The organism is uncultured Aquimarina sp. (assembly GCF_947500065.1).
In the GTDB taxonomy this organism is placed as follows: Bacteria; Bacteroidota; Bacteroidia; order Flavobacteriales; family Flavobacteriaceae; genus Aquimarina.
Window position 1 is genome coordinate 82887 of sequence record NZ_CANMQT010000009.1, and the last position, 26291, is coordinate 109177.

The window sequence follows — 26291 nt, forward strand, 5'->3', positions numbered from 1 at the left end:
TACTAAAAAATTAACTGTTCTTTTTTATCGTTATCACGGTATTATTTTCAATGTCAACTATCAAATTGAAAAATTCTTTTAATGAATCATAATATTCAGTGGGGTAATAAGATGACAAGAATGTAATAGTATGATTGATTGTTAGCTTTTTACCATGTAGTTGAAAGAGTATGTTTAATTTTCCGGCATTCCCAGGAAGCTTATAAGTATGGTTTTTAGGAATGTCTAAAAATTCATAGTCTTCAGGAATGTCTACAAAAACGATATGAGAATAATAGTCTTTGTAACCGAAATCAACAGGATAGGTTCTTTCGTTTAATTTAAAAGGGTTCTTTGTGAAAAATGTTTTTGTAAAAGGTTTTAAGTAAATAATATCATCAATATTTTCTGCTGTTTTGGTGAAATTAATTTCTTCTATAAACGGTTTTTCTACATCATTTTCATTTTGTACACTTGGTTCGGATATGGTAAGGTCTTCATCTTCAGGCAGGATGTTATTAAGGAAGTTTTCTTTCGATGCTTTTTGAAACGCTTTTCTTTTAAAATAGGCGTGATATCCATTGTATAGATATTTTGATGCTCCTTTAATTAATAACTCATCAGTTAGTGTGATTTTTTCTCTATAATTATGTATAGATCGTTTTTTAGGTTTGATATCTATCCAGGAGCTTCCTTTTTTAAAATCAAGAAGTCTGGCATATTGATTTAGACACCTAAACGGGATCTGACCAAATGCTAATGTTTTTTCTGTTGCATCCAATAAGTGAGTTTCTTTATCTATAGATAATTGAACTATTAAGTAATTAAAATCAGTAAGTACAGGATGTATCTTTGTAGCATAACCGTTATTTCTTGTTGATAATAATACCGGTTTTACAGAAAAACCTTGTTGCTTAAATATATTATGTAATAGGACGTTTAATTCTGTGACATTTCCTACTTTGGAGCTAATAGTATTTTTTATTGAAACATCGCGAAAAATCCGATATTCTCCATTCCAGGTGTACTGATCAGTTACATATCTATATATTGCTTTAGCTTTATCTAAACCTATAGGCATTAATTTGATTTCTTCTGGAAGTATATTTTTAGTAGTATTTATTTTTTTTAGTTGAACTCCAATTGTTTTTTTAGTTTTAAGTTCCTTATCTACATTTTTCCAGGTTTCAGTATATTTTTTATTTATTCCATCGAAACCTTTAAATTCTTTAAGTTCATATTCGACACGAGAAAAGTAATTTTTTTTTGCAGTCATATATTTTTCCTCCTTAAAAGCAGGAATATTTCTCATAATGTATTTGCTGTGTGCACAATCTGCAACACCTCCACCATAGCCTTCTAGGCAACCTTTTATTAAACTAGATTCATTGACGTCTAGTTTTAAGGGACCAACAAGTCTAATGTTGTATAAATAGTTCCCAGGAAGATCAGCAATATATTCACTATATAATTTTGGAATATCATCTTGAAAATCCCAACCATTAAAATTAAATATGAAAGGAGATTCTATTTGATAAGAGTATGCAATAACAGAACCTGGTTTTATATTTGGGAAAGTGAATTTAACTAAAGTATAATGTTCATCATATTTCTCTTGATATATGTGGTTTTCTTCCAGTTTTGTTTTTGTGACTTTGCCGTTTTCTAGATTGTATGTATAAGCAACAAGATTTCGGAATATCTTTCTGTCATTTTTATTTCGATATAAAAGTATTGTCACTGTACTTTTTTCAAACCCTTCTTTATTTAGTATTTTAATTTTTGCACTGTAATCGGTAAGTAAGTTAAAGTTACGGCCATTTTGTATTCTACTAAACCCTTTTTCATAGATATAAAAGGCATTAGCGGTGGTATCTTTTTCGTAATGAGTTCCTTTTACATCTGCCTCACTGACTACCAGGCTTTTGTAATTGTAACTTTCTTGAGCAATATTCAAAAAGGGAAATAGCAAGAATAGAATGAATAAAAAAAAACGATGCATTGAAAATAATTTAATGTATAACTTTTAGTGTCTTTTATTTGAAAAATGTTACTGCTTTCAATCGATTTTATTTTTATCCAAAGCGACTACTTTTAATTTTTTATGTTGTCGGACATAACTCTGAATGATGTGTTGTGCATCTCTATTATGGCTCATAGGAGTAATTATAGATCTTAGAATATCGATATTGTTAATCTGATGATTTAAGTTAAAATATCCGATTCCTTTGAACTTGCCATTTTCTATTAATATAACGCTTTGTTCATCCACATCTCTACCACGGTCAATCACAATAAGGTCTTTATTGTCAAAAGAATGATGAGAAATAAGCTCTTGTACACGTGCGTTATAATCATTTACAGATTCATTTAGTATACAGGCTCCATTACATTTTTTAATAGTGTAATTAAAACAATTCCCTTTGCCATTATCCAAATCCATTAATTTCAGACATAAATTATATTCTTCTGTCCAGCGATGCATAAAGGATTTTGCTTGTTGTCTATTAGTAAATGTAGTGATACTGGTTTTGCGTCCATCTACTTTCTTTACTTTCAGATTTGTATATCCGTTGTCATCAATGGATTGATATAATGCTTGATCAAATTTGGTTCTTTTTAGTGCTTTATTGTATTTGGGTCTATTAAGTTTTATCTCTTCATTTTCTTTTAACAAAGCCAATAATTCACTGCCTGTAATCTCAAAAGTAATATTGGTTACTTCTTCCTGAATATTTTTTGATTTTCTATTATCGTTTGTGAAATGCTGAGTAACGCGTTTTTTAATGTTTTTACTTTTTCCAATATAAATGATAGTACCATCTTCTCGATGCATATAGTAGACTCCAGTCGAAGAAGGAACAATTTCTATAAGCTTTAGTAGTTTATCATCTACTTTTCTTTTAGTTTCTACCCGAACAGTTTCTTTTAAGATGGTTTTTTCTAAATCTTTTGATAAGAGTAGTTTAAAAAGTTTTACGGTAGCCTGCGCATCTCCTGTAGCTCTATGTCGATCCGAAATAGCAATTCCCAGGCTACGAACTAGTTTTCCAAGGCTGTATGATTTTTGATCTGGAATTAGTTTTTGCGAAAGTTCTACTGTGCAAAGGGATTGACGTTCAAAATCAAAACCAAGCCTATTAAACTCAGTTCTTAAGATTCGATAATCAAAAGACGAGTTGTGTGCTACAATAATACAATCAGTAGTGATCTCTACAATTCTTTTAGCTACTTCATAGAATTTTGGAGCATTACGAAGCATTTTATTATTTATTCCAGTAAGATTAACAACAAAAGGTTGTATCGCTCTTTCCGGGTTTATTAAGCTAATGAATTGGTCTACTACCTTATGTCCGTCAAATTTATAGATCGCAATTTCTGTGATTCCTTCTTCATTATATTTTCCTCCGGTAGTTTCTATATCTAAAATTGCGTACATCATTCGTTTGTGGCGGGGTAGTCTTTATGAATTCGTTTATTTTTTGACCTAAAGTACTATTTTTTAATGACTATAATTTCTAGCTCCAAAAATAGAACTACCGATACGTACCATAGTACTTCCTGATTCAATTGCAAGTATGTAATCTCCACTCATTCCAGTTGATAAAGTTTTTAGCGTAGGGTGATCAGTTTTAAGTTTTTCAAAAAGAGATTGTATTTTTTTAAATTCGTTTTTGATTTGTTCTGTATTATTGGTAAAACTGGCCATACCCATTAAACCGGTTATTTTTATATTAGTTAGCAACTTTACTTCTTCAGAATTTAATAAGTCTATAGCCTCAGCATCATTAAGTCCAAATTTGCTTTCTTCTTCTGCTATTTTGATTTGTAGAAAACAATTAATAGTTCTAGTATTCTTTATTGCCTGTTTATTAATTTCTTTTAGAAGTTTAAGGCTATCCACAGCATGAATAGTATCAACATATGAAGCCATATATTTTACTTTGTTCGTCTGAACATGACCAATCATATGCCAAGAAATATCTTTTGGTAACTCTTCCCATTTTTGAGTCATTTCCTGAATCTTGTTTTCTCCAAAGATTCTTTGCCCAGCTTTATAAGCTTCTAATAAATCAGAAACAGGCTTGGTTTTGGATACGGCTACTAGCGTAACGTCTTCAGGAATTGTTTTATAGATGTGTCTTAAGTTTTCCTCAATAGAATTCATAAGGTGCAAAGATACCTAAATTTAGAAAAAATAAATGGTAGCTATGATGTAGATAATTATTAGTAGAAAATTAATCTTCAAATTCATAAATAGTAATACCACTTCTTAGTTTAGGTTCTATATAGGTGCTTTTTGGCGGCATTTTTAAGCCTTGATCCGCTATCTTTTTGATTTGATCCACTGTGGCAGGAAATAACCCAAAACCAACTTCAAATTCTCCTTGATCTATCTTGCTTTTTACATAGACAATACCATTTTTACCATGAGAGTACTCTATTCTGGTATCGGTTCTAAGATCTTTAATTCCAAGTATAGGGTCTAACACGGTTTTAAACAATATCTGCGCATCTAATTCTTCTAGCGCATCCGTGAATTCATAGATGGTTTTTCTAAGGTATAAAGAATAAAACTCACCATCTAGATACATGCTAAAATGATGTGGTTTGGAAGGTTTGTAAACCTCAATTCCTCGATTTTCTATTCTGAACCATTCATCTAAACCTATTAGAAATTCTTCCTTCGATAAACCATTAAGATCTTTAATCAGTCTATTGAATTCATATATTCTGAGGTCAGATTCTGGAATCAAATAACTCATGAAAAAATTATAGGACTCTGTGCCCTGATGTTGGGGGTTGGCAGAAGCTAAGTCTTTTGAAAGTAAATAGGAGGAAGCAGATCGATGGTGACCATCAGCGATATAAATGGTTTTCATAACCTCAAAAGCTGATCGAATTTTTTCAATACTTTTTTTGTTGTCAACTTTCCATAAATAGTGTGTGTCGCGATAGGTAGTAGTGAATTCGTATTCTGATCTTTCCTGAATGGTTTCTTCAATAACTTTAGAGATTACATCATTATCAGGATAGGTAAGGAGTACAGGTTCTGCATTGAATCCTACCGTTTTTAAGTATTGCTTAAATGTTGTTTCCCGATCTGTTAATGTATCTTCATGCTTTTTAATAATATCATTTTCATAATCTTCTGCACTTGCAGCTGCTATAATACCGCAAAATGATTCTAGTTCGCGATTCACAATTTTATATACATAGAAACAAGCTGTTTCATCTTGCATGAAAATTTCATCTTCTTTAAATTCAAGATATCTATTGCGAACTAGTTTATAGCGTTCCTCTCCAGAAATTTCTTTATGATACTTATAACCAGGATTAACAATATGTAGAAAAGAATATGGGTTATAATCCATTCTAGAATCTCTTTCCACAGGAGTATAACTTTGGTAAGATCGTGATGCGATCAAACTCACTTTATCTCTTGTCGGTCTAATTGCTTTGAACGGATGTATTTTTGCCATAGCTAGATTATGATTAATTTATTTTTTAGACTTAACTATCCAGTAATTCTTTCAGTTGTTTCTCAAGATCATCTCCTCTTAGGTTTTCAGCTATAATTGTACCCTTTTCATCAATAAGGAAGTTATAAGGAATCGCATTAATACCATATAGTAAAGCTGGAAGAGAGTTTTGAGCTTTTAAATCACTAGTTTGCGTCCAAGGCAATCCATCTTTTTCAATAGCTTTTAGCCAATGCTTCTCATTAGAATCCAATGATACACCTAGAATTTCGAATCCTTTTTCCTTATATATATTATATGTTCTGACTAGATTAGGGTTTTCTTTTCTACAAGGTCCGCACCAAGATGCCCAAAATTCTACTAATACATATTTGGCTTTAATATCAGATACTTTGATTAATGAGCCATCGGTATTTGGTAATTCAAAATCGACATAAGAATCACCTACCTTTGGTTTTTCTGGTAAGGAAATAAAATCATTAATAGCAATTCCTGTTTTTGTACTTTTTAAATCTTTGGCAAGTAGTTCGTATAATTCTTTAACAATATTTTTATCCCAGCTTGTTTTATAAATATTCAGAAGATTAAGACTTACATAAGAATCAGGAAACTCTCTTATAAAGCTTTTTTCAATTTTCTTCATTTCAGAAAAAATTGCGGTTTGAGCATTAATTACTGAATCTCTAGTCTCTTCAGAAACTTCGGAATAACGATATTTTTCTTCTATTATATCTAAAATATTATTTAAACTATCGGTCCTCTTTTTTAAAACAGTCTGATGCTCCTGAACTTTGCCTCCTTTTATAATTGCATTGTCTAAACTACTTGTAGGGGTTTCAATACTTATTTTCTGATTCTCTAACCAAATAAAAGCGACTCCATTTTTTTTATAGTCTTTAGTTTGTATGACAGCTTGTTTAGGTGTGTCTACCTTACCCGAAAAAGAAAACTCTCCATGTATTATATGAGTAGAATCAACAAAACTTCCTGCCTCATTGATATAAATCATAGTGCTATCTTCTATTCCTTTGGTTTTTCCTAAAATATGATATCCATCGGAAACAATATTTGATTCATCAATATTTTTAGCCTTTTTTTCTTTATTACAGGAAGAAAATACAAGAATTGATAACATTAGTGTACATAGGAAATTAATTTTCATAAGTAATTTTTTAATTAATGTTCTTTAATAAATTTTGTAGGATCTAAATACCCTTTTGTGTTTTCTGAATATCCACCTCCGATGCTCATAAAGATATCATCTCTAAGTTCCAGATGCAAATGCGCTAAATATTGTCCGTTAGCATTTCCAATAGTAGCTATCAATGTTCCTTTTTTTAAGAAGTCTCCTTCTTTTACTTTTATGCTCTGACAATGGGCGTATACAGATTCATAATAATTGCCTTTATATTTATGAATAATTCGTATTACATTTCCCCAGCCTCCACCAATGTCTTCTGCAAATGAAACATACCCGTTAGCAATAGAATAGATAGCATCTCCAAGATCAGAATTACCGCCACCAACTCCATTCCAATCATCACCCAAGTGATTATTTTCTTTAAATTTCTGAGCATTGTAATACCCAGTGGCATTTGGTTTGCCCACAGGAAAATCAAAATCCGTTACAATAAACTCTTTATGTTTGTTAAACAGAGAATCATATCTGGCATATGCATCCTGATTTTGTATGAAATCTTTTGGGTAATTAGCTGTATTGTTGGATAACAGTTGGTTTTTACCATAAAAAGAAGTCAAAAAAATAACAGTGATACACCAAAGTATTTTCATAAATGGACTATTTTCTAATCGCTAACAATTCTAAGCAAATTGTTTTGCTACTTTTTCAGCTTTTCTGCTTTCTGAGTAGTCATAAAAACCTTCACCACTTTTTACTCCTAGTTTACCTGCCATTACCATATTGACCAATAAAGGACAAGGTGCATATTTAGGATTTTTGAAACCATCGTGCATTACATTAAGAATAGAAAGGCATACATCTAATCCAATAAAATCTGCTAACTGCAGTGGCCCCATAGGATGAGCCATACCTAATTTCATAACCGTATCAATTTCAGAAACTCCAGCAACACCATTGTATAAAGTTTCAATAGATTCATTTATCATTGGCATCAGAATTCTATTGGCAACAAATCCAGGATAGTCATTTACTTCTACAGGAACTTTGCCTAATGTTTTAGACATTTCCATAATTGTATTGGTAACTTCATCTGATGTATTGTATCCTCTAATGATTTCCACCAATTTCATGATTGGTACTGGATTCATAAAATGCATACCGATGACCATATCTGGTCTTTTGGTTACAGCAGCAATCTGAGTGATAGAGATTGAAGAAGTATTTGTAGCGAGAATTGTATCTTCAGAACAAGCTTCACTTAGATCTTTAAAGATTTTTAGTTTTAGATCTAAATTTTCTGTAGCTGCTTCCACAACAAGTTCAGCGTATTCTACACCTTCTTTGATACTAGTATATGTAGAGATGTTACCAAGAGTAGCTTCTTTATCAGCTTCAGAAATTTTCTCTTTGGTAATCATCCTGTCTAGATTCTTAGTAATAGTTGTTAAACCTTTGTCTAGAGATTGCTGAGAAATATCGATTAATTGAACTTTAAATCCTTTTTGCGCAAAAGTATGGGCGATACCGTTTCCCATTGTTCCTGCTCCAATTACTGCTACGTTTTTCATATATGTATGTGTGTGTTTGAAAAAATTACTTTGAACTGTTACATTCAGTGGAGTCTAACTGAATTACATCTTTAGTAGTAACATCTCTAGACTCCGCTCGAGATGAGAGTAACTATAACTATTTAATTATGGTTTACTAAAACACTCAATAATCTTTAATGCTACTTCTAGCGCTTTTTTACCTTGAGTTAAGGATACAATAGGAGTAGTGTTGTTATTAATGGCTTTTGCAAAAGTGTCTAATTCATCTAATATTGCGTTATTAGATGGTACTTCTGGGTTATCAAAATAAATTTGTTTTTTCACTCCTTCCGCATTTTGCAGGATCATATCAAAATCTCCAGGTTGTTCTGGAGCATCTTTCATCTTTACCACTTCACACTTTTTCTCAAAGAAATCTACGGAGATGTATGCGTCTTTTTGAAAAAATCGAGCTTTTCGCATATTTTTCAGTGAAATACGGCTTGCTGTAAGATTTGCTACGCAACCATTTTCGAATTCAATTCTGGCATTAGCGATATCTGGTGTTTCACTAATAACCGAAACGCCACTTGCACTAATGTGTTTTACATCAGAATGTACTACACTAAGGATTGCATCGATATCATGAATCATTAAATCTAAAACTACAGGAACATCAGTTCCTCTAGGATTAAACTCTGCTAATCTATGTGCTTCGATAAACATTGGGTTATCTATCTTATCGGCAACAGCGGTATATGCAGGGTTAAAACGTTCTACATGACCTACTTGACCCTTTACCTTATTTGCATCAGCTAATTCGATTAGTTTTTCTGCTTCTTCTACTGTATTGGTTATTGGTTTTTCTATAAAAACGTGTTTACCTGCTAATATTGCTTGTTTTGCAACTTCAAAATGCGCAAATGTAGGTGTTACAATATCTACCACATCTACAGCATTTATTAGCTCTTCAACAGAATTGAATAGTTTATAACCGAATTCTTCAGCTATTGCTTTTGCTTGTTTGTCACTGGCATCATAGAAACCAACGAGTTCGTAATTTTTGGATTGTTCCAGGAGACGTAGATGAATTTTTCCTAAGTGTCCTGCGCCAAGTACTCCGGCTTTGAGCATAATTCAAGATTTTACACAAAAATAGTATTATTTATAAATTCTAAATCTTAATTCTATCTAAAATGTAAAATAATCAGTTTATTGCTAAAATTGTTCTTTATTCTTTAAAATCTTTATGTAATTTTAGCCTGTTAATCTACCCTAATGAAATCTAAAGATACGTTAAAACACGCTGGAAAAAGAAAACAGCTAGTCGATGTGCTAATCGATAAAGGAATTAAAGATGCATCCGTTCTTGATGCTATTAGTAAGATACCAAGGCATTTATTTATGGATTCTGGTTTTGATGATCACGCATATCAGGATAAAGCATTTCCTATTGGAGCTGATCAAACTATCTCTCAGCCGTATACCGTTGCTTTTCAATCAGAATTATTAGAAGTAGAACGTGGAGATAAAATTTTAGAAATTGGAACAGGATCTGGGTATCAAACAGCCGTTTTGTGTGAACTAGGCTGCAAAGTGTATAGTATAGAGAGACAGCAAGAGTTATTTAAGAAGACAAAGTTGTTCTTACCTAAATTAGGATATCGCCCAAAACATCTGTCTTTTGGAGATGGTTATAAAGGATTGCCCGAATATGCACCATATAAAGGTATTATTGTTACTGCTGGAGCGCCGTACGTTCCAAAACCATTACTTGCGCAATTAGAAATAGGAGGAAGGTTAGTAATTCCGGTGGGTAATGATCCACAGGTAATGACCCTGTTTATTCGTAAAAGTGAAACTAAATTCGAAAAGCATGAGTTTGGAGAATTTCGCTTTGTTCCTTTGTTAGAGGATAAAAATTAGACAGCGTTATGATGAAAAAATTAGAACTTTATATCTTTCCAGTTACGTTTATTATTGGTTTTTTGATTTATTTTATGGATTACCCTTTTGGGGCTATAATTACAATACTTTCTTTATCAGGACTTTCTTGTTTATATTTTTATTTTGGTTTCGCACTTTTCAATAAAATATCGTTCCGAAGAATTTTTAAAAAAGAATCCTATCAAAGTATTTCGACCTGGAGGATTATAGGATCTATAGCTACAGGAATTTCAATCTCTATTGTATTACTTGGAATTTTATATAGAATATTTCGATGGCCATTCGGAAATGAGATGTTGATTATTGGAGTTAATTTTCTGAATGTTGTCTTTATCATTGGTTTTATTAAAATAATAAAGGGGAAACAACCTTTTTATAAAAGACTGTTAACGAGAGTGGTAACGTTTGGTCTGTTAGGGTATCTATTTTTATCCTTACCTTCTTATACTTTTTTAGCATTAAAATATAAAAATCATCCTGATTATATTGAAGCAGTTAAACGACTGGATCAAGATCCAGAAAATCTTGAGTTGCAGAAAGAAGAGCAGATAGAATACGATAAAATGATCCGAGAATAATCTTGTTAGGGAATCTTACTTATAATCCTTCTTAATTCGATCCAGTGTACGCTTATTGTCTCTGTCTTTTATTGTTTCTCTTTTGTCATACAGTTTCTTTCCTCTAGCAAGGGCGATATCCAATTTGGCTAAACCACGATCATTTACAAACAATCGAGTAGGGATAATGGTTAATCCTGAATTTCTAACTTCTTTTTCAAGTTTTTTCAATTCTTGCCTGTTTAGCAATAATTTTCGTTCGCTTTTAGGATTGTGGTTAAAATACGTAGCGTGAGAATACTCTTCGATATTCATATTAATAACAAAGAGTTCTCCGTTATTATGAAACTCACAGAAACTTTCTGCAATGCCAGCTTTTCCTTCTCGAATAGCTTTTATCTCTGTTCCGACCAGTTTAATACCAGCAGTATATTTATCCAAAAATTCGTATTCGAATTTGGCTTTTCTATTAAGTATGTTAATTCTATTCTGACTCATAATTTGTGCTCACCAAAAGTTTGCATAGACTACAAAAATACAAAAAGCTTTCCCTAAAGAAAGCTTTGTCATTTATATTGTAGTAAAAAAATTTTTAAGGCTCTTGAAATTGTATGGTAGCAATTTTACCATCAGCGTTTAGTTTTAGCTCCATGACCAGACTGATATTATCAAAAGCGGCAGTATAGCTATTAATTCCTTCAGCTGATTCTATGAAAGTAAGCGTATTTAGGTTCCCGAATTGAGAATGACATCCTTTAATAAAACGAGTAACGCCTTCTTTTGTCATTTCTTCTTGCATTTCAGTAGCATACAAATCAAAAACAGCATCGATATTTTGTGCGTTAAAGTTTTCCTGAAAAGCCTTTGTTGTCGTTTCGTAGGCAGCGGCATCTTGCGCTAACAGTGGTTGTGCAGTTATACAAACCAAAAGTAGTACTATATATTTCATAATATTCATAGAATTTAGGGATTGCAAAATAATTATCTTTTTCAAATTTCAAAAAAAAATAAACATAAAATTAGCTAATCTGATGAAAGTTTTTCCCTTAAGAAACGGCTAAAAGATTTAGTTAATCTTACGAAGGATTAAGATTTTAAGTATGGTATTCTAGTTTAACAAAACTATTACAACTATTTATAGCGTAAGAAGTATTTTAGTCCTTTAGTTAATAATTGGTTTATGAAGAAGTTTTCTTTTTTAATGTTATTATTGTTTTCAGGTTTATTTTCAACAGTAACGGCTCAGTTTTCTGGAGACGAGATTGTCGATAAGACTATTGAGAAAGCTGGAGGATCAAGATTTGATAAAGCAAGTATCAGTTTTACTTTTAGAGGAAAAGAGTATAGAAGTGCACGCAGTAATGGAAATTATCAATTAGAAAGATTAATTCCAGGCACGGACGGTATGGTTCACGATATCTTAAACAATCATGGTTTATCCAGATCTATTGAAAGCTGTAAAGTAAAAGTTGTAGATTCAATGGTGACCAAGATTAGTGATGGTGTAAATTCAGTACATTATTTTGCAAACCTACCTTATGGATTAAATGCTCCCGCTGTAAATAAAGAATTAGTAGGTGAAGCAAAAATTAAAGGTGCATCTTATTATGAAGTTAGAGTCACCTTTGATCAAGAAGGAGGCGGAACTGATTTTGATGATGAATTTATGTACTGGATACACAAAGAAAATTTTACCATTGATTATCTGGCATATAAGTACGCGGTGGATGGAGGAGGTATTCGTTTTCGAGAAGCGTATAACTCAAGAGTAATTAATGGAATTCGTTTTGTAGATTATAAGAATTATAAAACGGACGATTTATCCACACCTTTGTCTAAGTTAGATACGATGTTCGAAAAAGAACAATTAAAGTTACTTTCTAAAATTGAATTAGAGAATGTGTATGTGTATGTGTATGTCGAAAAAGATTGTTGTTAATCAATATTAAGAACGGTATCTGTGATTACATCTCCCGTGATTTTAATTATAAACAGTTTGCTGTAATCTTTTTCATCGATATCACTGTATTTTTTTTGACCAATTATCTTATTGACAAATGTAGGCGTAGTATTACTATGTCCAACAACTATAGAGGTTTTACCTTTTGTTTGAGCTTGAAATTCTGAATCGTATAAATTTCGTGGATCATATATAGTGATTTCAATATTTCTATCTTTAGATGTTGGTTCTGCCGTCTGGAGTGTTCTGGTGTAGTTCGTACTATATACTAGGTCTATATCAAAATTAGCCAGTATTTTCACGAGGTTTTCTGATCGTTTTTTACCTTCTTCAGTGAGGTTCGGGTTTCTATTGGTTGCATCACTAGTATCTTTTTCTGAATGCCTAACTAAAATATAGGTAGTCGTGCTTTTACTTTCTTTAGTTTCCTGGCTACAGCCTGAAAAAGAAACCAGCAATAATAAAAAAAAAGTAGTTGAAATGTATTTAATATTCATGGCTATGGAGTTTTAATTAGTTCGAGTAATATTAATTGATTGAGTTGTTCAGAAATAGGATTAAAGTTATTATCAGAAATCAAAAGTAATGATTGATTTCCATTAGCTAATATAGGACCAAAAGTAATTCCTTCGATATTATCAACAATCTGATCTGTTAGTTCATTCCGAATTGATTCGAAATCAAAAAGTAATTCTTTTGTAGCAGTACTATATTTTTCGCCTTCTAAAGATTCAAAACCTAAAGTATTTGTAGCTTTTTGGATGCTAGACAAATAAATTCTTACGGTATTTCCTTGTGTTCCATAACCAGCGGCATATCCACGTTCTATAATTAGGAATTGATTTTTGTTAAGTTGCAATATGCCAGTAACACCATTTACCCCAAATTTCTCTTTAGGATCTTTGGCAAGTTTATCAAGTGGATATGTAAATTGAAAATCTGCTTGATTGGTATTTGTACTAAAATGCGTAATCCTAACTGGAGCTCCAGAATGTTTTATGGTAGGTTCATCTCCATCAAGTTCTAGTGGAAGTTCCATTGCAGCCCAATATCCTTTATTATTTATATCATTAACCAGACCTTCAAAAACTCCATTATGTCTCGGTTTGTTTTTGGAAGTATTGTCTGTTAAAAAATAGGAGGGAAGCTTGAATTTACTCTGATAATTTCCATCAGTATCCGTAATAAAAATTGACGGATTGTGGTTATGTTTTATAGATCCTTCGCTAGTAAAAATAAATTTATTTTTTCCTGAAATTCTAATTGCTTCTAGATCAGCTACATTTTTATTTAGAAACTCATTGTTTGGATCTTTAATTTTGATTAATTGATCAATGGTAATTGTTTTTAATTTATTCTTTTCTAAAGAAATGGATGCTTTGTATAATCTGGGATTTTTGGCATCATCACAAACTATATAATATGTCTCCTGTTCTTTATGATATTCTATTCCCGAAAGTCCTCCGATTCTTGAATCAGGAAAAATTGAATCGTTAAAGATTACATATTCATCGAGATAATTAATTTTAAAAGAATTTTCAGATTTACTAGTAGGTATACTAGCACATGAAACTAATCCATAGACTATAAATAGCAGACTAAAACAGTGAAAAAGGATTTTCTTGATCATATAAATAATAAAACCTCTAAGATAGTTTTTTAGAGGTTTTATTAGTAGAAGTTGTGAAAGATTTTTGTGAAGCTACAACTTAACAAATTTTGTAGAAGTAAATGCTTTTTTAGAATTTACTTTTAAAATATAATTACCTGAATTTAAGTTGGTAATATTAATTTTTGGATTGTCTTGATTCACATTTTTCGAGAAAACGGATCTACCTGTCATATCAAAAATGATAAGATTGTCAATGACAATACTGGAGTTAATAGATAGAATATCTTTAACTGGGTTTTGATCTAAAGAAAGTTTTACGTTATCAATTGAAAAATCGTCTACACTCAAAGCTTCAGCACGAGCAATAAGATGGTTTCTAATAAATATTCCTGATGTAGTAAGATTTCCATTTATTAACCCTTGTACGCCCATACCTGGACTAACAACACATGAATCTTCATTTTTGTGAGCAACCGTCCAGTTTACATAGCTTATATGATTATCAATCATGAAGTTTAGCCATATTTCTGATTCTTGTTCATTGTATCCACCATTTCCACTTGCATCTGTAGTTCCCCATTCTGTAACAAATAATGCGATTCCGCTATTCATAGCAGCTAATGCACGATCTCTTAAGAATTGTTTATGAGTATTTGCGTAAAAATGTAAAGTATATGCAAGATTTGGATCACCAGTTATAGGATCAGCAGCTGCTTGATCTACATCCTGCGACCAGGTTGGGCTTCCTACGATGATTAGATTATCTGGATCTTTAGAACGTATACCGGCAATAACATCTGCAGCATAATTCTTAACATCATTCCAAGATTGATTTATTGGTTCATTATATATTTCATAAATAACATGGTCATTATTTCCGTAGAGTTCTGCCATTTCAGTAAAGAATGCTACGGCTTCATCTTTATATACTTCTGCGGCGTGCGTATGCCAATCTATAATGACATAAACTCCTTTAGCGATGGCTGCATCGATAACGGTTCTAATTTTTGCTTTCTGTGCTTGTGTATTATCAATATAACCTGTTCCACCGTCCCAAGTTTCTTTCACGCCAAGTGCTGCTCTAATTATAGGGTTTTTCCAGTCATCAGCAAGATGATTTACTGTTTCACTATTGTAAAAATCACCACCATCACCAGCATTACTCCAGAATAAGCTCATTCCAGCGAGACTTATTTTATCTCCATTTTCTGCAGTTACGTGACTTCCGTTGACTTGTAATCTACCGTATTGTTCTACAACTGTTTGTGAGTGGATGGATTGATTAGCAAATAGTATAGTAAAAAAAATAAGCGCGAATGACGAATATTGTTTTTTTGTGTAGTTAAGTTTTCTAAAAAATGTAAAGTAAGGTTCCATAGTGTAAATTTGAGGAGTATAATAAATATCTTTAATAAGATGCTTAGTCAACGTAGGATATTATTTTCTAGTATAGAAACGAGATACTATTCGATAAAATTGTAATTAATGGGGTTGAAAAAATAAAGCAGATATGTAGAGGAAAGAATTTTCTGCTTTTTTAAAAGCAAAAGTATATAAACACGATTATCCTCAATACGCTAATTAAATCACGTATTGAGGTTATATTGTTTTTAGAGGAGTTTATATAAACATTTCATGTGTTATCCTAAAATGCCTAATTGCCAAACGACAATAGTCATAGAAAGGATAGCGATTATGAAAAATCCAATAAAAAAATATGAGCTTCTCTTCTTTTGAGAGGAGCCTAGATCTCCAGAAGACTTCATACAGGTTAGGTTTTGTTGATTGATGTATTTATATAAGACTCCGTTGTGAAGTAAATGTTACACTTTTTGTGGTTTTAATTGTAAAATTCTTTCATTAAATGTATTCGCTTCCAAAGGATTTAATATCGAACTAAATAATTCCATAAGCTCAGGAGTATGATTCCAGCGTTTTTGCTTTAATAAGTTAAAGTGTACAAAGGAGCTCCACATAACCGATTTTAACTCGGTTTTATTGTGATTCCACATACGGATTTCTACGTGTAGTTGGTTTTCTGTAAAAGCGTGTAACTGAGAATCTATAATTACATCCTCCATCAGTAGAGCTGGTTTTAGATACGCAATCTGATTGGTGCCAACCACCCAACTAATGCCCTGCGTTTGTGCCATTTTGAAAAGATCAAGATTATAATGATTTATTATTTGATCTTCTCTGGCATTGATCATATAATTTATATACTCTGCATTATTTAGATGATTAAAAGGATCACAGTGTTGAAATCTGATTTTGGCTTTGCTTTCTAGTGTTTTTGGTAATGTTGTCATAATGTTTTTTTTGTTTTATACCAATCGGTATATTTTGGTTTAAAAAAAATGTTTATAATTTTAAATCATTCTCAATGATAGTATCAATTTGATCCATTGTTTGTAGCAAATAACTATTATCTTCCATGGTATGTGTCATAAAAATCGCACCGGTTATCATGGTATACAATCTTTTTGCATAAAGAATTGAGTTAATTTCTGGTTGTATTTCTCCGGATTTTTTTCCGTTATCAATAAGTGAAGCAAGATTGTTCTGTATTTTATCAATAGTGTACTGTACATATTTAAAGAGTGCGGCATTTTGATGTTTTGCATCTACTCCCAAATTAAGTACGGGACAACCACCTAATTCTTGACTGAAATTATAGTAATTACGATAAAAATCGGTTACTAGAAACAATTTTTCAATTGGAGAATCACTAAGGACTTGATGTTCGGTTATACGTCTTAGCATGTTTTTTACTGTCATTGTAAAAGCGGCAATAGCTAATTCTTCCTTGTTTTTAAAATTCCCATAAATAGCACCCTTTGTTAAACCAGTGGCTTTGGTTATATCACTTAAACTTGTGGCTGCATATCCATTTTTATTAAAAATAGGAGCAACTGTGGCGATGATAAATTCCGAAGTTTGTTTTGCTTTAGTATGCATTTTTTGAAAAATAATTATTCAAATATAATAATAATATACCAATCGGTATATTATAAAATTGATTTTAACTTTATCAAATGATTATGTATGTTTTTTTAGTAACCTGAAGTTTAATATAAAGATAACTTCATAAACTATAGAATATACTTATCTTGTTGTGCTAATTTTTTTGTTATGAAAAATCTTTACCTTTTAGTTTTTGTTATAGTATTTGCTAATCTTTCTTTTGGACAGGTAGTGATCAATGAGTTGGATTCTGATACTCCAAGTACAGATACTCAAGAATTTATAGAGTTAAAATCTGACACTCCTAACTTTTCTTTGGATGGGTTGGTTTTGGTACTGTTTAATGGATCTAACAGTGGAGGTGATTCTAGTTATTTTGCGTTGGATCTAGATGGTTATACTACAGATGCTAATGGAATTTTTTTAATTGGTGGTCCTGAGGTTTCACCGGTACCAGATTTTTTGTTATTTGAAAATACGATACAAAATGGTGCTGATGCCGCAGCAATTTATGCTGGTAATGCTTCTGATTTTCCTGATCAGACAGTGGCAACAACTACAAACTTATTGGATGCGTTGATACATGATACTGATGATGCAGATGATACAGGTCTTATGAATTTACTTGGATTAATGGAGCAGATAAACGAGGATGAAAATAATAACAAGACGACGGAATCTATTCAGCGAAAAGATGATGGTACATACGAAGTGAAAACCCCAACTCCCGGAGCACTTAATGATGGAAGTGGTGTACAATTTAATGGTATTTTGATTTCTACTGCATTAGATCAATATGATGAAGGGAGCAATATTGATCTTGTTTTTACTACTCAGACAAATGTAACGAGTGATCTTACTTTTGATATTACGATTACCAATGGAAGTTTTACAACTTCTGATTATTCAGGTAGCACTACTGTAACTATTCCAACAGGAATGAATACTGTTACTAATACGATTCAGATTGTTGATGATATGGATGACGAAGGAGATGAGGTTATGAGAATCACTTTTGGAGCAATTCCTTCAGAATTTGAACTACTTAACGATAATAAAGAGATTAGAATTGTAGATAATGATTTTACCGTGGCTTCTTGGGGAACACCTTTGAACCCTACCTTTGGTAACGTGGCAAGTACAGCGCCAATAGATTATTATGATCCATTAGAAGGATTAGCAGAAGCCGCTTTAGTGCAAGCCATTCAGGATATTATCGCCGATCCGACTACAGTAAGAGCACAGACCTATGCTGATATTATAGATATCCTTAAAGCTGCTGATCAAAGCCCATCAAATAGTAATCAGGTATGGTTGTTATATACTGAACAACAACGTCCTAAATTTGATTTTCAGACCAGTGGCGGAAGCAATGTAGGCAAATGGAATAGGGAGCATACCTATCCAAGATCCAGAGGAGGTTTTAATAATATTGATGCAGATGATTTTGCCGATGGAATTAATGTGTTTACAGTAACCAGAGCAGATTCTCTTAGACACGCAAATTCTGATGCTCATGGATTACGTGCTACTGATGGTCCGGAGAATAGCTCTAGAGGAAATCAGGATTATGGAGAGTATTCTGGTCCAACCGGAAATCAAGGAAGTTGGCAAGGAGATGTAGCAAGAGGTATCTTTTTTCTAACGGTACGTTATAATGGACTTGATGTAGTAAATGGTAATCCAGATAATAGTACAGTTGGACAATTGGGAGATTTAGCTATTTTATTGGATTGGCATAGAAATGACCCACCTGATGATTTTGAAATGAATCGTAATAATATCATTTATAACTGGCAGTTTAATCGTAATCCGTTTATTGATCAACCTGATTTGGTAGAATATATTTGGGGTAATAATGTGGGAGAAACGTGGTCGAATTTATTATCCGTAGAGGAGCATGAAAAACCTGAATTTTCTATTTATCCAAATCCGGCAAGTGATTATATAACCTTATTTGCAAAAGGAAAACAAGGAGATCTAGAAGTTTTTGATACCTTAGGTAATTCGTTAGTGACTCAACCTTTTAATGAAACTACAAGGATTAATTTGAACCTGTCTTCAGGATTATATTTGATGCGAATTTATTATAATAATACGTCCGTTATGAAGCGAATTATTATCAAATAAAAGTCATTAGTTCTTGCCGAAGTTACTGTCCATAACCTCGTCTGATATAATTTTGGAAATACTTCTGGGAAGTGCACATGCATCTTCAATATTTGTGTCCTGATATTTTAAAAGAACTTCATATTTTTCAATAACTCTATTGGCTTGATCGCAATCCGTATTCTGGTTTCTTACATAATTGGTTTTCGGATTTTTAGCTCTATTGCTTCTTGTTACAAAATCTTTAAATTGGCATTTGATTGCTTCAAAATTATGAAAATAGAAACGTTCCTCTAGTGTCAAGACTACAGCTACTTTTTGAATTCTTTTCTTCTTATTTTTTTCATAGTCTTGATATTTCATCTTATGAGTAGAAAACTCAAAAAATAATTGATCATCCCAAATATAATATTCATCCTTATAGGTTACATATCCCTGAGTATATTGATGAATAATATGTTTCAGTTCACGACTGTTATAATAGAAAGTTAGTGCGCCTTTTTCAAGAGATTCTTCACAAGTATAATCGGTATAATATTGCCGTAGGGTATTGTTATCTACAAGCTCCCTGATAAGGGAATATTTACTTTTGATATCAGTTAAAATTTCTTTCTTATTTTGACCAAAAGAAATAGCAGATAAAAGTATACAAATGGATAATATTAAAGTTGGTTTCATTACATAGCAATTTACTTAAAAGTTTATCTCGTGTAATGATTTTTTATCAACTATGTAAGAATACACTTGTTGATAACTACGGTAAAACCATAATTATCTGATTGTCTGGAAGATTAATAACTGTTAAAATTTCCATAATAACAATAGGGAAAAGCGGTTTTTCAACAAAAAACCGCTTTTTTTCTTTAAGATTTTGTTAACACTACTGTCGATTACAGTACTAGATCGGTTTGATTTCTGAATACTAGGTTACCATCAAATTCATCTAGTAGAATAATACTTTCAGTAGATATTTTACTAGCTAGAATCTCTTTGGATAATGAATTCAAAACCTCTTTTTGTATGGTACGTTTTACGGGTCTGGCACCAAATTCTGGTTGAAACCCTTTTTCAGCAAGAAAGTTAATTGCTTCATCTGTAGCATCCAATGTAATGTTCTGTTGCGCTAACATATAAGATACCTGTTTTAACTGTAGCCTAACGATTTCATGAATATTCGACTTTGTTAATGGGGTAAACATAATGATGTCGTCTATTCTGTTTAAAAATTCTGGACGGACAGATTGTTTTAGCAATCCCAAGACTTCAATTTTGGCACTTTCCATAGCCGTATTTATATCTTTTACTGCCTCAAATTTTTCCTGAATAATATGACTTCCCATATTACTGGTCATAATGATAATTGTATTTCTAAAATCAGCAGTTCTTCCTTTGTTATCTGTTAATCGACCTTCATCCAGCACCTGTAACAGTATATTAAAAGTGTCTGGATGAGCTTTTTCGATTTCATCTAATAATATTACGGAGTATGGTTTTCTCCTTACGGCTTCTGTTAACTGTCCGCCTTCATCATATCCAACATATCCAGGAGGAGCTCCTATCAATCTACTGACAGCATGACGTTCCTGATATTCACTCATATCAATTCGAGTCATAGCGCTCTCATCATTAAAAAGGTATTCTGCCAAAGCTTTGGCTAATTCTGTTTTACCAACTCCAGTTGTTCCAAGAAAAAGAAAAGATCCTATTGGCTTTTTTTGATCTTGTAATCCTGCACGACTTCTTCTTACAGCATCGCTAACTGCTTGTATAGCTTCCGTTTGTCCTACAACTCGTTTTTGTAATTCTTTTTCGAGAATTAAAAGCTTTTCACGATCACTTTGTAACATTTTGGTTACCGGAATTCCAGTCCATTTTGCAACAACTTCGGCAATATCATCATTGGTAACTTCTTCTTTAATCAATGAAGATTTACTTTGTTGTTTACTTAACTGTTCCTGAAGTGTTTCTAACGTTTCTTGAGCTTCCTTAATTTTCCCATAACGCAGTTCTGCAACTTTTCCGTAATCTCCATTACGTTCTGCACGCTCTGCTTCTAGTTTGTATTCTTCGATATTAGTTTTAGCATTCTGAATAGCGTCTACTACTTCTTTTTCACTTTGCCATTTGGAAAAAATTTCGTTTCGTTCTTCTTTAAAATTAGCAAGATCTGCATTTAATGATTTCAATTTGGAAGCATCATTTTCACGTTTGATAGCTTCGATTTCAATTTCTAATTGCATCACCTTACGATCTAGTACATCTAACTCCTCTGGTTTCGAATTAATCTCCATTCTAAGTTTGGATGCAGCTTCATCCATTAAATCAATGGCTTTGTCTGGCAAAAACCTATTCGTGATATATCGTTGAGAAAGTTCTACGGCAGCGATAATTGCTTCATCTTTAATTCTTACTTTATGATGCGCTTCATATTTTTCTTTAATTCCTCTAAGGATGGAAATAGCACTTTCTGTATCTGGCTCATCAACGGTAACTTTTTGAAAACGCCTTTCTAATGCTTTATCTTTTTCAAAATATTTTTGGTATTCATCCAGCGTAGTTGCGCCAATAGCACGTAACTCTCCTCTTGCTAAAGCAGGTTTCAGAATGTTTGCTGCATCCATAGCTCCTTGACCACCACCAGCTCCGACTAATGTATGAATTTCATCAATAAATAAAACAATATTTCCATCACTTGATGTTACCTCTTTAACAACGGCTTTTAGACGTTCTTCAAATTCTCCTTTGAATTTTGCTCCAGCGATCAAAGAACCCATATCCAAAGAATAAATTTGTTTATCCTGAAGGTTATCTGGAATATCTCCTGCGATAATTCGATGCGCTAATCCTTCGGCAATAGCTGTTTTACCAGTTCCTGGTTCTCCTACTAGCATCGGATTGTTTTTGGTACGGCGTGATAGAATTTGTAAAATTCTACGAATTTCTTCATCTCTACCTATTACTGGGTCTAGTTTACCGTTTTCTGCAAGCTCATTAAGATTTTTTGCATATTTGTTTAAAGATTGATACGTGTCTTCAGCACTCTGAGAAGTTACTCGTTCTCCATTTCGGATTTCATTAATAGCCTCTTTTAGATGTTTTTCTGTTACCCCTTGATCTTTTAAGATCTGACTGATTTTACTTTTGGATTTAAAAATAGCAATCACCAAGTGTTCTATAGATACAAACTCATCACCCATGTTTTTGGCAATAATGCTTGCTTCGTTTAGCGATTTTCCAGCTTCACGAGACAATTGTATATCTCCTCCGCTAACCTTAGGGAAACTTTCTAAGGTACTATCTAATATCTGTTGTAAAATGGTTAGATTAACGTTCAGTTTTTTTAAGAGGAATGGAAGTACGTTTTCATCTACATCAAAAATAGCTTTAAAAATATGTTCATTTTCTATTTGTTGATGCCCATATCCTTGAGTAAGCAACTGTGCTTGCTGAATGGCCTCTTGTGATTTTATAGTGAAATTATTAAAATTCATATGTCATTTCATTTTGTATTCGCATACCCTAGAACAAATAGTATTCCTGTATTAAATTAATGTCAAAATGTCTTTAAAACCCTTGTAAATGCTGACTTTTTGTCTTTTAACTACAAAAATGGATAATACATTCTTAATGTAATCTAAAGATACCCAATTTTATAAAAGGTAATGGATATACAGGGAGTTTTGATAAGTGGTATTGGTTGCCCAAAACTATTTACGAATTGTACGTATATAATAACAAATTCTAATCAAACAGTAACGAATTCTATTTTGGATTTACGTAAAGGTCTTTATGTAATACCTTCATACTCTTTTAATCCAACTTATAGTCCTTTATAAACACATAATCTTAATTACTCAACCTTCAAATTAAAGCTTCTCCAAATGAATTTTTTCAAACAATTTTTAAGAATACTGATAATTATATCGTTTTGTATAGGTGGAAACGTCTTTGGAAAAGATATTTATGTATCCAAAACTGGAAATGATAACAATTCTGGTTCTATTGATCAACCATACCTTACCATAAATAAAGCAGCATCTGTTGCTGTGGCAGGCGATGTTGTATATATTGGAGAAGGAACTTACGAAGAAACATTACGTCCTGCAAATTCTGGAACTGCAGGAAACCCTATTATCTTTCAATCTTATATGGGAGAGAAGGTAATTATTACTGCAATGGAAGCATTGTCCGGTTGGTCTCAGGATAGCGGAGTTGTTTATAAGACTACGGTAGATTGGGATTTGGGGCAAGAAAACTTTGTCTTAAACGGGAATGTTGCTTTAGATTTAGCCCGTTGGCCTAATAATGAGGATGGAAAACCATTTACTTTGAATTCTAAACGTAATGATGGTGGTAGTGGAGGTAATGTTATAAATAATGCTTTTCTAACTTCTTCAGAAATTCCTGCTATTGATTGGACAGGTGGTTCGGTTTTCTTTTATGGGGATAAACCGGGTTCTGGTTGGATTGCTTGGAAAGCTTTTATAACCAGTAGCACATCAGGCAGAGTCAATTTTGTATTAGATAAAAATCCAGATTGGATAAGAACGTTTCATGCTCCCGCAGATGGAGGGGATTTTTATTTAGAAGGCGTTAAAGCAGCTTTGGATTATCAGAATGAATGGTGGTTCGATAAAAACACAAAAGAATTATTTGTACAGTTGCCTAATGGAACTGCTCCTCAGGATGGAATGGTGAGTATGAGAAAGAGAGAGATAGCTATAAATCTTAACGGAAGAAGTTATATTGAGGTCAGAAATCTTGCTGTTTTCGGTGGGGCTATCGAGTTGAAGACGAATTCTAATAATAATATACTTTTTGGGATCTCATCCTTTTATGGAAATCATACTCAGGGAATTTTTAGAGGTTTTAATGCAGGAAAACCAAGTGTTGAAGTAAATGGTACAAGAAATAATATAGAAAAATGCGAAATCGCTTTTAGTGCAGCAACAGGAGTACGTTTAGGAGGTAGTTTTAATGAGTTGAAAAATAATTACATCCACGATTTTAATTATTTAGGCTCTTATGATGCTCCTTTAGTTGCTAGAGGTGGTACTGATAATAAAATTTTAAGGAATACTATATTTAATGGTGGTAGGGATGGTATCAATTATAATGGAAACCGTTGCGAAATTGCGTATAATGATGTGTATAAAAGTAATTTGATAGCGGATGATTGTGGAACTTTTTATACGGTAGGAGGACCACAAAACACTGAAATTCATCATAATTGGTTTCACGATATAGCTTCTAGAGGTTCTAAGAGGAAAGCAGCTGGTATTTATTTAGATAATGACGCAGAAGCATTCTCCGTTCATCATAATGTAGTATGGAATACAGAGTGGACAGGAGTTCAGATTAATTGGGATGGGAAGGATATAGATGTTTTTAACAATACTTTTTATAACAACTCTGATGAAATGGGAGCCTGGCATAAAGAAGGTACTTCTTTTACCAATGTAAAGGTTTGGAATAATCTAGGATTCAAAGGTGAGTGGGAACCTCAATCTGATAAACAAAATAATTTGGTTACCGATCCTTCTTCTTTCGAAAACCCTGGCAATGGAAACTTTTATTTAGAAAATGGATCAAGCCCAATAGATCAAGGTCGTGTAATAACCGGAATTACAGATGGCTTTATTGGAGCGAATCCAGATGTTGGTGCTTATGAATTCAACGGAGATAATTGGGTTGCAGGTATTGATTGGGATATTACACTAGGTCCTAATGGATTAGGATGTTATGGATTGCCAGGAGAAAATGAAGATTGTTTGGATTCTACATTATCTGTGAACGATATAATAGATAAACTATCCTTGAAAATATACCCTAATCCAGCAAAAGATGTATTATTTATCAATGGACAAAAGAAAAATATAAGTGTTAAGGTTATAGATATCACAGGAAAGGTGTTGCTAGATCAAACTATTCTTCTTTCTGGAGATGAAGCGTTGGATATAAATAATTTGAGTAGTGGTGTTTATTTTTTGGTAGATACAAAATCTGGTAGTTCATATAGGTTTGTAAAACAATAATATAATAGGAATAGATCCGATAAAAATGAGTTCAATTTTTTCTATAAATGATCACATTGTGATAAACTAAACAATGAGCTTGTAATTTTTATTATTTTTATCCGACCTTTACGGTAAGAAAATAGATTATATGGGATTATTTGGAAAAATATTTGGATCAGAAGACAAAGAACCTAAAGAAGAAAAACAAGCTTTGCCTTGGCAGGAGTTAAAATCTTTGGAGCAATTAGATGCAATAGCTACAGCATCTAAAACTAAAACGCAAGCTATTTTTAAGCATTCCACGAGATGTGGTATTAGTAGAATGGTGATCAAAAATTTTGAGAGTAGTTTTGATCTTTCTGAAAATGAAGTAGATCTATATTATTTAGATTTATTAAATCATAGAGACATATCTTCAGAAATATCTGCGAAGTTTCAGGTATATCATGAATCTCCACAATTTATTGTAATCAAAAATGGACAAGCAGTTCATCATGCGTCTCATAGTGCAATTACTCCTCAAGTTTTGCACCAGTTGGTCTAAAAAATATCATTGTCATTTTCGTTAAGAAATGGACACATAGTTTTTTGTGATATTCTGGATTCGTACATTTTTATATGTAAATGAGTAGACATTTTTCTGGCTCTTCTTTTGGCTGTTTCAGCTTTTTCTCCTGTATGTAATTTATCAATAGTTGCGAACCATAAATTTAACCAGATACCAAAATGCTTTTCGGTGATGTTGCCGTGAAAAGTAGCGTCAACTTTTTGATGTACTCGGATGGGATTCCCTTTGTAATTGGCAACAAACAATAGATTTGTTTCCCAAAAATCCGTTAACCTGTCAAGGTGTTCATCCCAATTTTTTATTACTTGATTAAAAATAGGACCGAGTATTTTCTCTTTTCTTACTTTAGTGTAGAATTGTGATACTATATTGAAAATATCATCTCTAGTTTCAATATCTCGTTCATTCATCTGTTTCATTGCACA

General features: G+C 32.4%; 25 protein-coding genes. 6 read left to right on the top strand and 19 right to left on the bottom strand.

The window, feature by feature from the left end:
- Positions 1–10: 10 nt before the first annotated feature.
- The 8 genes from Q0975_RS21660 to Q0975_RS21695 form a co-directional block, all read right to left on the bottom strand.
- Complete coding sequence (locus tag Q0975_RS21660) at positions 11–1981, bottom strand: DUF3857 domain-containing protein (RefSeq protein WP_299440534.1); 1971 nt, start codon at positions 1979–1981, stop codon at positions 11–13.
- Positions 1982–2038: 57 nt separating this feature from the next.
- Entirely contained in the window at positions 2039–3418 is a 1380-nt protein-coding gene (locus Q0975_RS21665) for an exonuclease domain-containing protein (RefSeq protein WP_299440926.1), read from the bottom strand.
- A 63-nt stretch (positions 3419–3481) separates the two neighbouring features.
- Complete coding sequence (locus Q0975_RS21670; protein WP_299440536.1) at positions 3482–4147, bottom strand: YggS family pyridoxal phosphate-dependent enzyme; 666 nt, start codon at positions 4145–4147, stop codon at positions 3482–3484.
- Positions 4148–4217: 70 nt separating this feature from the next.
- Positions 4218–5462: a DUF1015 domain-containing protein gene (locus tag Q0975_RS21675; protein ID WP_299440538.1), complete on the bottom strand. Its 1245-nt coding sequence runs from the start codon at positions 5460–5462 to the stop codon at positions 4218–4220.
- A 31-nt stretch (positions 5463–5493) separates the two neighbouring features.
- Positions 5494–6624 carry a TlpA disulfide reductase family protein gene (locus Q0975_RS21680; protein ID WP_299440540.1) on the bottom strand — a complete coding sequence of 377 codons (1131 nt, stop codon included), beginning with the start codon at positions 6622–6624 and terminating at the stop codon, positions 5494–5496.
- Positions 6625–6638: 14 nt separating this feature from the next.
- Positions 6639–7253: a M23 family metallopeptidase gene (locus Q0975_RS21685; RefSeq protein ID WP_299440542.1), complete on the bottom strand. Its 615-nt coding sequence runs from the start codon at positions 7251–7253 to the stop codon at positions 6639–6641.
- A 30-nt stretch (positions 7254–7283) separates the two neighbouring features.
- On the bottom strand, positions 7284–8171 hold the full coding sequence (locus Q0975_RS21690) for a 3-hydroxybutyryl-CoA dehydrogenase (RefSeq protein ID WP_299440544.1): 888 nt from the start codon (positions 8169–8171) through the stop codon (positions 7284–7286).
- A gap of 126 nt (positions 8172–8297) precedes the next feature.
- Complete coding sequence (locus Q0975_RS21695) at positions 8298–9266, bottom strand: Gfo/Idh/MocA family oxidoreductase (protein WP_299440546.1); 969 nt, start codon at positions 9264–9266, stop codon at positions 8298–8300.
- 144 nt (positions 9267–9410) lie between these two features.
- Here Q0975_RS21695 and Q0975_RS21700 point away from each other — a divergent pair, with 144 nt between their 5' ends.
- Both Q0975_RS21700 and Q0975_RS21705 read left to right on the top strand, forming a co-directional pair.
- Positions 9411–10058 carry a protein-L-isoaspartate(D-aspartate) O-methyltransferase gene (locus Q0975_RS21700; protein WP_299440548.1) on the top strand — a complete coding sequence of 216 codons (648 nt, stop codon included), beginning with the start codon at positions 9411–9413 and terminating at the stop codon, positions 10056–10058.
- A gap of 8 nt (positions 10059–10066) precedes the next feature.
- Complete coding sequence (locus tag Q0975_RS21705) at positions 10067–10657, top strand: hypothetical protein (protein WP_299440550.1); 591 nt, start codon at positions 10067–10069, stop codon at positions 10655–10657.
- Between the two features lie 15 nt (positions 10658–10672).
- Here the strand turns inward: Q0975_RS21705 and smpB are convergent, their stop codons facing one another.
- A complete protein-coding gene (gene smpB / locus Q0975_RS21710; protein ID WP_299440551.1) occupies positions 10673–11134 on the bottom strand; it encodes an SsrA-binding protein SmpB in 462 nt (153 codons plus the stop codon).
- Positions 11135–11228: 94 nt separating this feature from the next.
- Positions 11229–11585, bottom strand: coding sequence for a DUF3887 domain-containing protein (locus Q0975_RS21715; protein ID WP_299440552.1), 357 nt, complete (start codon positions 11583–11585; stop codon positions 11229–11231).
- A gap of 231 nt (positions 11586–11816) precedes the next feature.
- On the opposite strand from Q0975_RS21715, the gene Q0975_RS21720 reads away from it, so the two are divergent.
- Positions 11817–12575 (top strand): DUF6503 family protein, encoded by a 759-nt coding sequence (locus Q0975_RS21720; protein WP_299440554.1) that lies wholly within the window; start codon positions 11817–11819, stop codon positions 12573–12575.
- On the opposite strand, the gene Q0975_RS21725 is transcribed toward Q0975_RS21720, so the two are convergent.
- From Q0975_RS21725 to Q0975_RS21750, 6 genes are all read right to left on the bottom strand, one after another.
- Complete coding sequence (locus Q0975_RS21725; protein WP_299440556.1) at positions 12572–13093, bottom strand: phosphoglycerate mutase family protein; 522 nt, start codon at positions 13091–13093, stop codon at positions 12572–12574. The genes Q0975_RS21720 and Q0975_RS21725 overlap by 4 nt on opposite strands.
- 2 nt (positions 13094–13095) lie before the next feature.
- Entirely contained in the window at positions 13096–14226 is a 1131-nt protein-coding gene (locus tag Q0975_RS21730) for an esterase-like activity of phytase family protein (protein WP_299440558.1), read from the bottom strand.
- Positions 14227–14298: 72 nt separating this feature from the next.
- Positions 14299–15585 carry a cellulase family glycosylhydrolase gene (locus Q0975_RS21735; RefSeq protein ID WP_299440560.1) on the bottom strand — a complete coding sequence of 429 codons (1287 nt, stop codon included), beginning with the start codon at positions 15583–15585 and terminating at the stop codon, positions 14299–14301.
- Between the two features lie 263 nt (positions 15586–15848).
- Positions 15849–15974, bottom strand: a complete 126-nt coding sequence (locus Q0975_RS21740) for a hypothetical protein (protein ID WP_299440562.1) — start codon at positions 15972–15974, stop codon at positions 15849–15851.
- Between the two features lie 57 nt (positions 15975–16031).
- Positions 16032–16517, bottom strand: a complete 486-nt coding sequence (locus Q0975_RS21745) for an acyl-CoA thioesterase (protein ID WP_299440564.1) — start codon at positions 16515–16517, stop codon at positions 16032–16034.
- 52 nt (positions 16518–16569) lie between these two features.
- Positions 16570–17166, bottom strand: coding sequence for a TetR/AcrR family transcriptional regulator (locus tag Q0975_RS21750; protein WP_299440566.1), 597 nt, complete (start codon positions 17164–17166; stop codon positions 16570–16572).
- Between the two features lie 174 nt (positions 17167–17340).
- Between Q0975_RS21750 and Q0975_RS21755 the strand changes: the two genes are divergently transcribed.
- The gene (locus tag Q0975_RS21755) at positions 17341–19302 is read left to right on the top strand and encodes an endonuclease (protein ID WP_299440568.1); all 1962 of its coding nucleotides are present in this window, start codon (positions 17341–17343) and stop codon (positions 19300–19302) included.
- Positions 19303–19308: 6 nt separating this feature from the next.
- Here Q0975_RS21755 and Q0975_RS21760 read toward each other — a convergent pair whose 3' ends face one another.
- Both Q0975_RS21760 and clpB read right to left on the bottom strand, forming a co-directional pair.
- Positions 19309–19959 carry a hypothetical protein gene (locus Q0975_RS21760; RefSeq protein ID WP_299440570.1) on the bottom strand — a complete coding sequence of 217 codons (651 nt, stop codon included), beginning with the start codon at positions 19957–19959 and terminating at the stop codon, positions 19309–19311.
- 212 nt (positions 19960–20171) lie between these two features.
- Positions 20172–22772, bottom strand: a complete 2601-nt coding sequence (gene clpB, locus Q0975_RS21765; protein WP_299440572.1) for an ATP-dependent chaperone ClpB — start codon at positions 22770–22772, stop codon at positions 20172–20174.
- A 390-nt stretch (positions 22773–23162) separates the two neighbouring features.
- On the opposite strand from clpB, the gene Q0975_RS21770 reads away from it, so the two are divergent.
- Both Q0975_RS21770 and ytxJ read left to right on the top strand, forming a co-directional pair.
- Positions 23163–25316 (top strand): T9SS type A sorting domain-containing protein, encoded by a 2154-nt coding sequence (locus Q0975_RS21770; protein WP_299440574.1) that lies wholly within the window; start codon positions 23163–23165, stop codon positions 25314–25316.
- A gap of 130 nt (positions 25317–25446) precedes the next feature.
- Positions 25447–25842: a bacillithiol system redox-active protein YtxJ gene (gene ytxJ / locus Q0975_RS21775; RefSeq protein WP_299440576.1), complete on the top strand. Its 396-nt coding sequence runs from the start codon at positions 25447–25449 to the stop codon at positions 25840–25842.
- Here the strand turns inward: ytxJ and Q0975_RS21780 are convergent.
- Positions 25839–26285: a group III truncated hemoglobin gene (locus tag Q0975_RS21780; protein ID WP_366889369.1), complete on the bottom strand. Its 447-nt coding sequence runs from the start codon at positions 26283–26285 to the stop codon at positions 25839–25841. The genes ytxJ and Q0975_RS21780 overlap by 4 nt on opposite strands.
- Between the last annotated feature and the right edge of the window lie 6 nt (positions 26286–26291).

Coding starts and splice junctions, on each gene's coding strand:
- Q0975_RS21660 (WP_299440534.1), bottom strand. CDS start 1,981: ATGCATCGTTTTTTTTTATTCATTCTATTCTTGCTATTTCCCTTTTTG.
- Q0975_RS21665 (WP_299440926.1), bottom strand. CDS start 3,418: ATGTACGCAATTTTAGATATAGAAACTACCGGAGGAAAATATAATGAA.
- Q0975_RS21670 (WP_299440536.1), bottom strand. CDS start 4,147: ATGAATTCTATTGAGGAAAACTTAAGACACATCTATAAAACAATTCCT.
- Q0975_RS21675 (WP_299440538.1), bottom strand. CDS start 5,462: ATGGCAAAAATACATCCGTTCAAAGCAATTAGACCGACAAGAGATAAA.
- Q0975_RS21680 (WP_299440540.1), bottom strand. CDS start 6,624: ATGAAAATTAATTTCCTATGTACACTAATGTTATCAATTCTTGTATTT.
- Q0975_RS21685 (WP_299440542.1), bottom strand. CDS start 7,253: ATGAAAATACTTTGGTGTATCACTGTTATTTTTTTGACTTCTTTTTAT.
- Q0975_RS21690 (WP_299440544.1), bottom strand. CDS start 8,171: ATGAAAAACGTAGCAGTAATTGGAGCAGGAACAATGGGAAACGGTATC.
- Q0975_RS21695 (WP_299440546.1), bottom strand. CDS start 9,266: ATGCTCAAAGCCGGAGTACTTGGCGCAGGACACTTAGGAAAAATTCAT.
- Q0975_RS21700 (WP_299440548.1), top strand. CDS start 9,411: ATGAAATCTAAAGATACGTTAAAACACGCTGGAAAAAGAAAACAGCTA.
- Q0975_RS21705 (WP_299440550.1), top strand. CDS start 10,067: ATGATGAAAAAATTAGAACTTTATATCTTTCCAGTTACGTTTATTATT.
- smpB (WP_299440551.1), bottom strand. CDS start 11,134: ATGAGTCAGAATAGAATTAACATACTTAATAGAAAAGCCAAATTCGAA.
- Q0975_RS21715 (WP_299440552.1), bottom strand. CDS start 11,585: ATGAAATATATAGTACTACTTTTGGTTTGTATAACTGCACAACCACTG.
- Q0975_RS21720 (WP_299440554.1), top strand. CDS start 11,817: ATGAAGAAGTTTTCTTTTTTAATGTTATTATTGTTTTCAGGTTTATTT.
- Q0975_RS21725 (WP_299440556.1), bottom strand. CDS start 13,093: ATGAATATTAAATACATTTCAACTACTTTTTTTTTATTATTGCTGGTT.
- Q0975_RS21730 (WP_299440558.1), bottom strand. CDS start 14,226: ATGATCAAGAAAATCCTTTTTCACTGTTTTAGTCTGCTATTTATAGTC.
- Q0975_RS21735 (WP_299440560.1), bottom strand. CDS start 15,585: ATGGAACCTTACTTTACATTTTTTAGAAAACTTAACTACACAAAAAAA.
- Q0975_RS21740 (WP_299440562.1), bottom strand. CDS start 15,974: ATGAAGTCTTCTGGAGATCTAGGCTCCTCTCAAAAGAAGAGAAGCTCA.
- Q0975_RS21745 (WP_299440564.1), bottom strand. CDS start 16,517: ATGACAACATTACCAAAAACACTAGAAAGCAAAGCCAAAATCAGATTT.
- Q0975_RS21750 (WP_299440566.1), bottom strand. CDS start 17,166: ATGCATACTAAAGCAAAACAAACTTCGGAATTTATCATCGCCACAGTT.
- Q0975_RS21755 (WP_299440568.1), top strand. CDS start 17,341: ATGAAAAATCTTTACCTTTTAGTTTTTGTTATAGTATTTGCTAATCTT.
- Q0975_RS21760 (WP_299440570.1), bottom strand. CDS start 19,959: ATGAAACCAACTTTAATATTATCCATTTGTATACTTTTATCTGCTATT.
- clpB (WP_299440572.1), bottom strand. CDS start 22,772: ATGAATTTTAATAATTTCACTATAAAATCACAAGAGGCCATTCAGCAA.
- Q0975_RS21770 (WP_299440574.1), top strand. CDS start 23,163: ATGAATTTTTTCAAACAATTTTTAAGAATACTGATAATTATATCGTTT.
- ytxJ (WP_299440576.1), top strand. CDS start 25,447: ATGGGATTATTTGGAAAAATATTTGGATCAGAAGACAAAGAACCTAAA.
- Q0975_RS21780 (WP_366889369.1), bottom strand. CDS start 26,285: ATGAAACAGATGAATGAACGAGATATTGAAACTAGAGATGATATTTTC.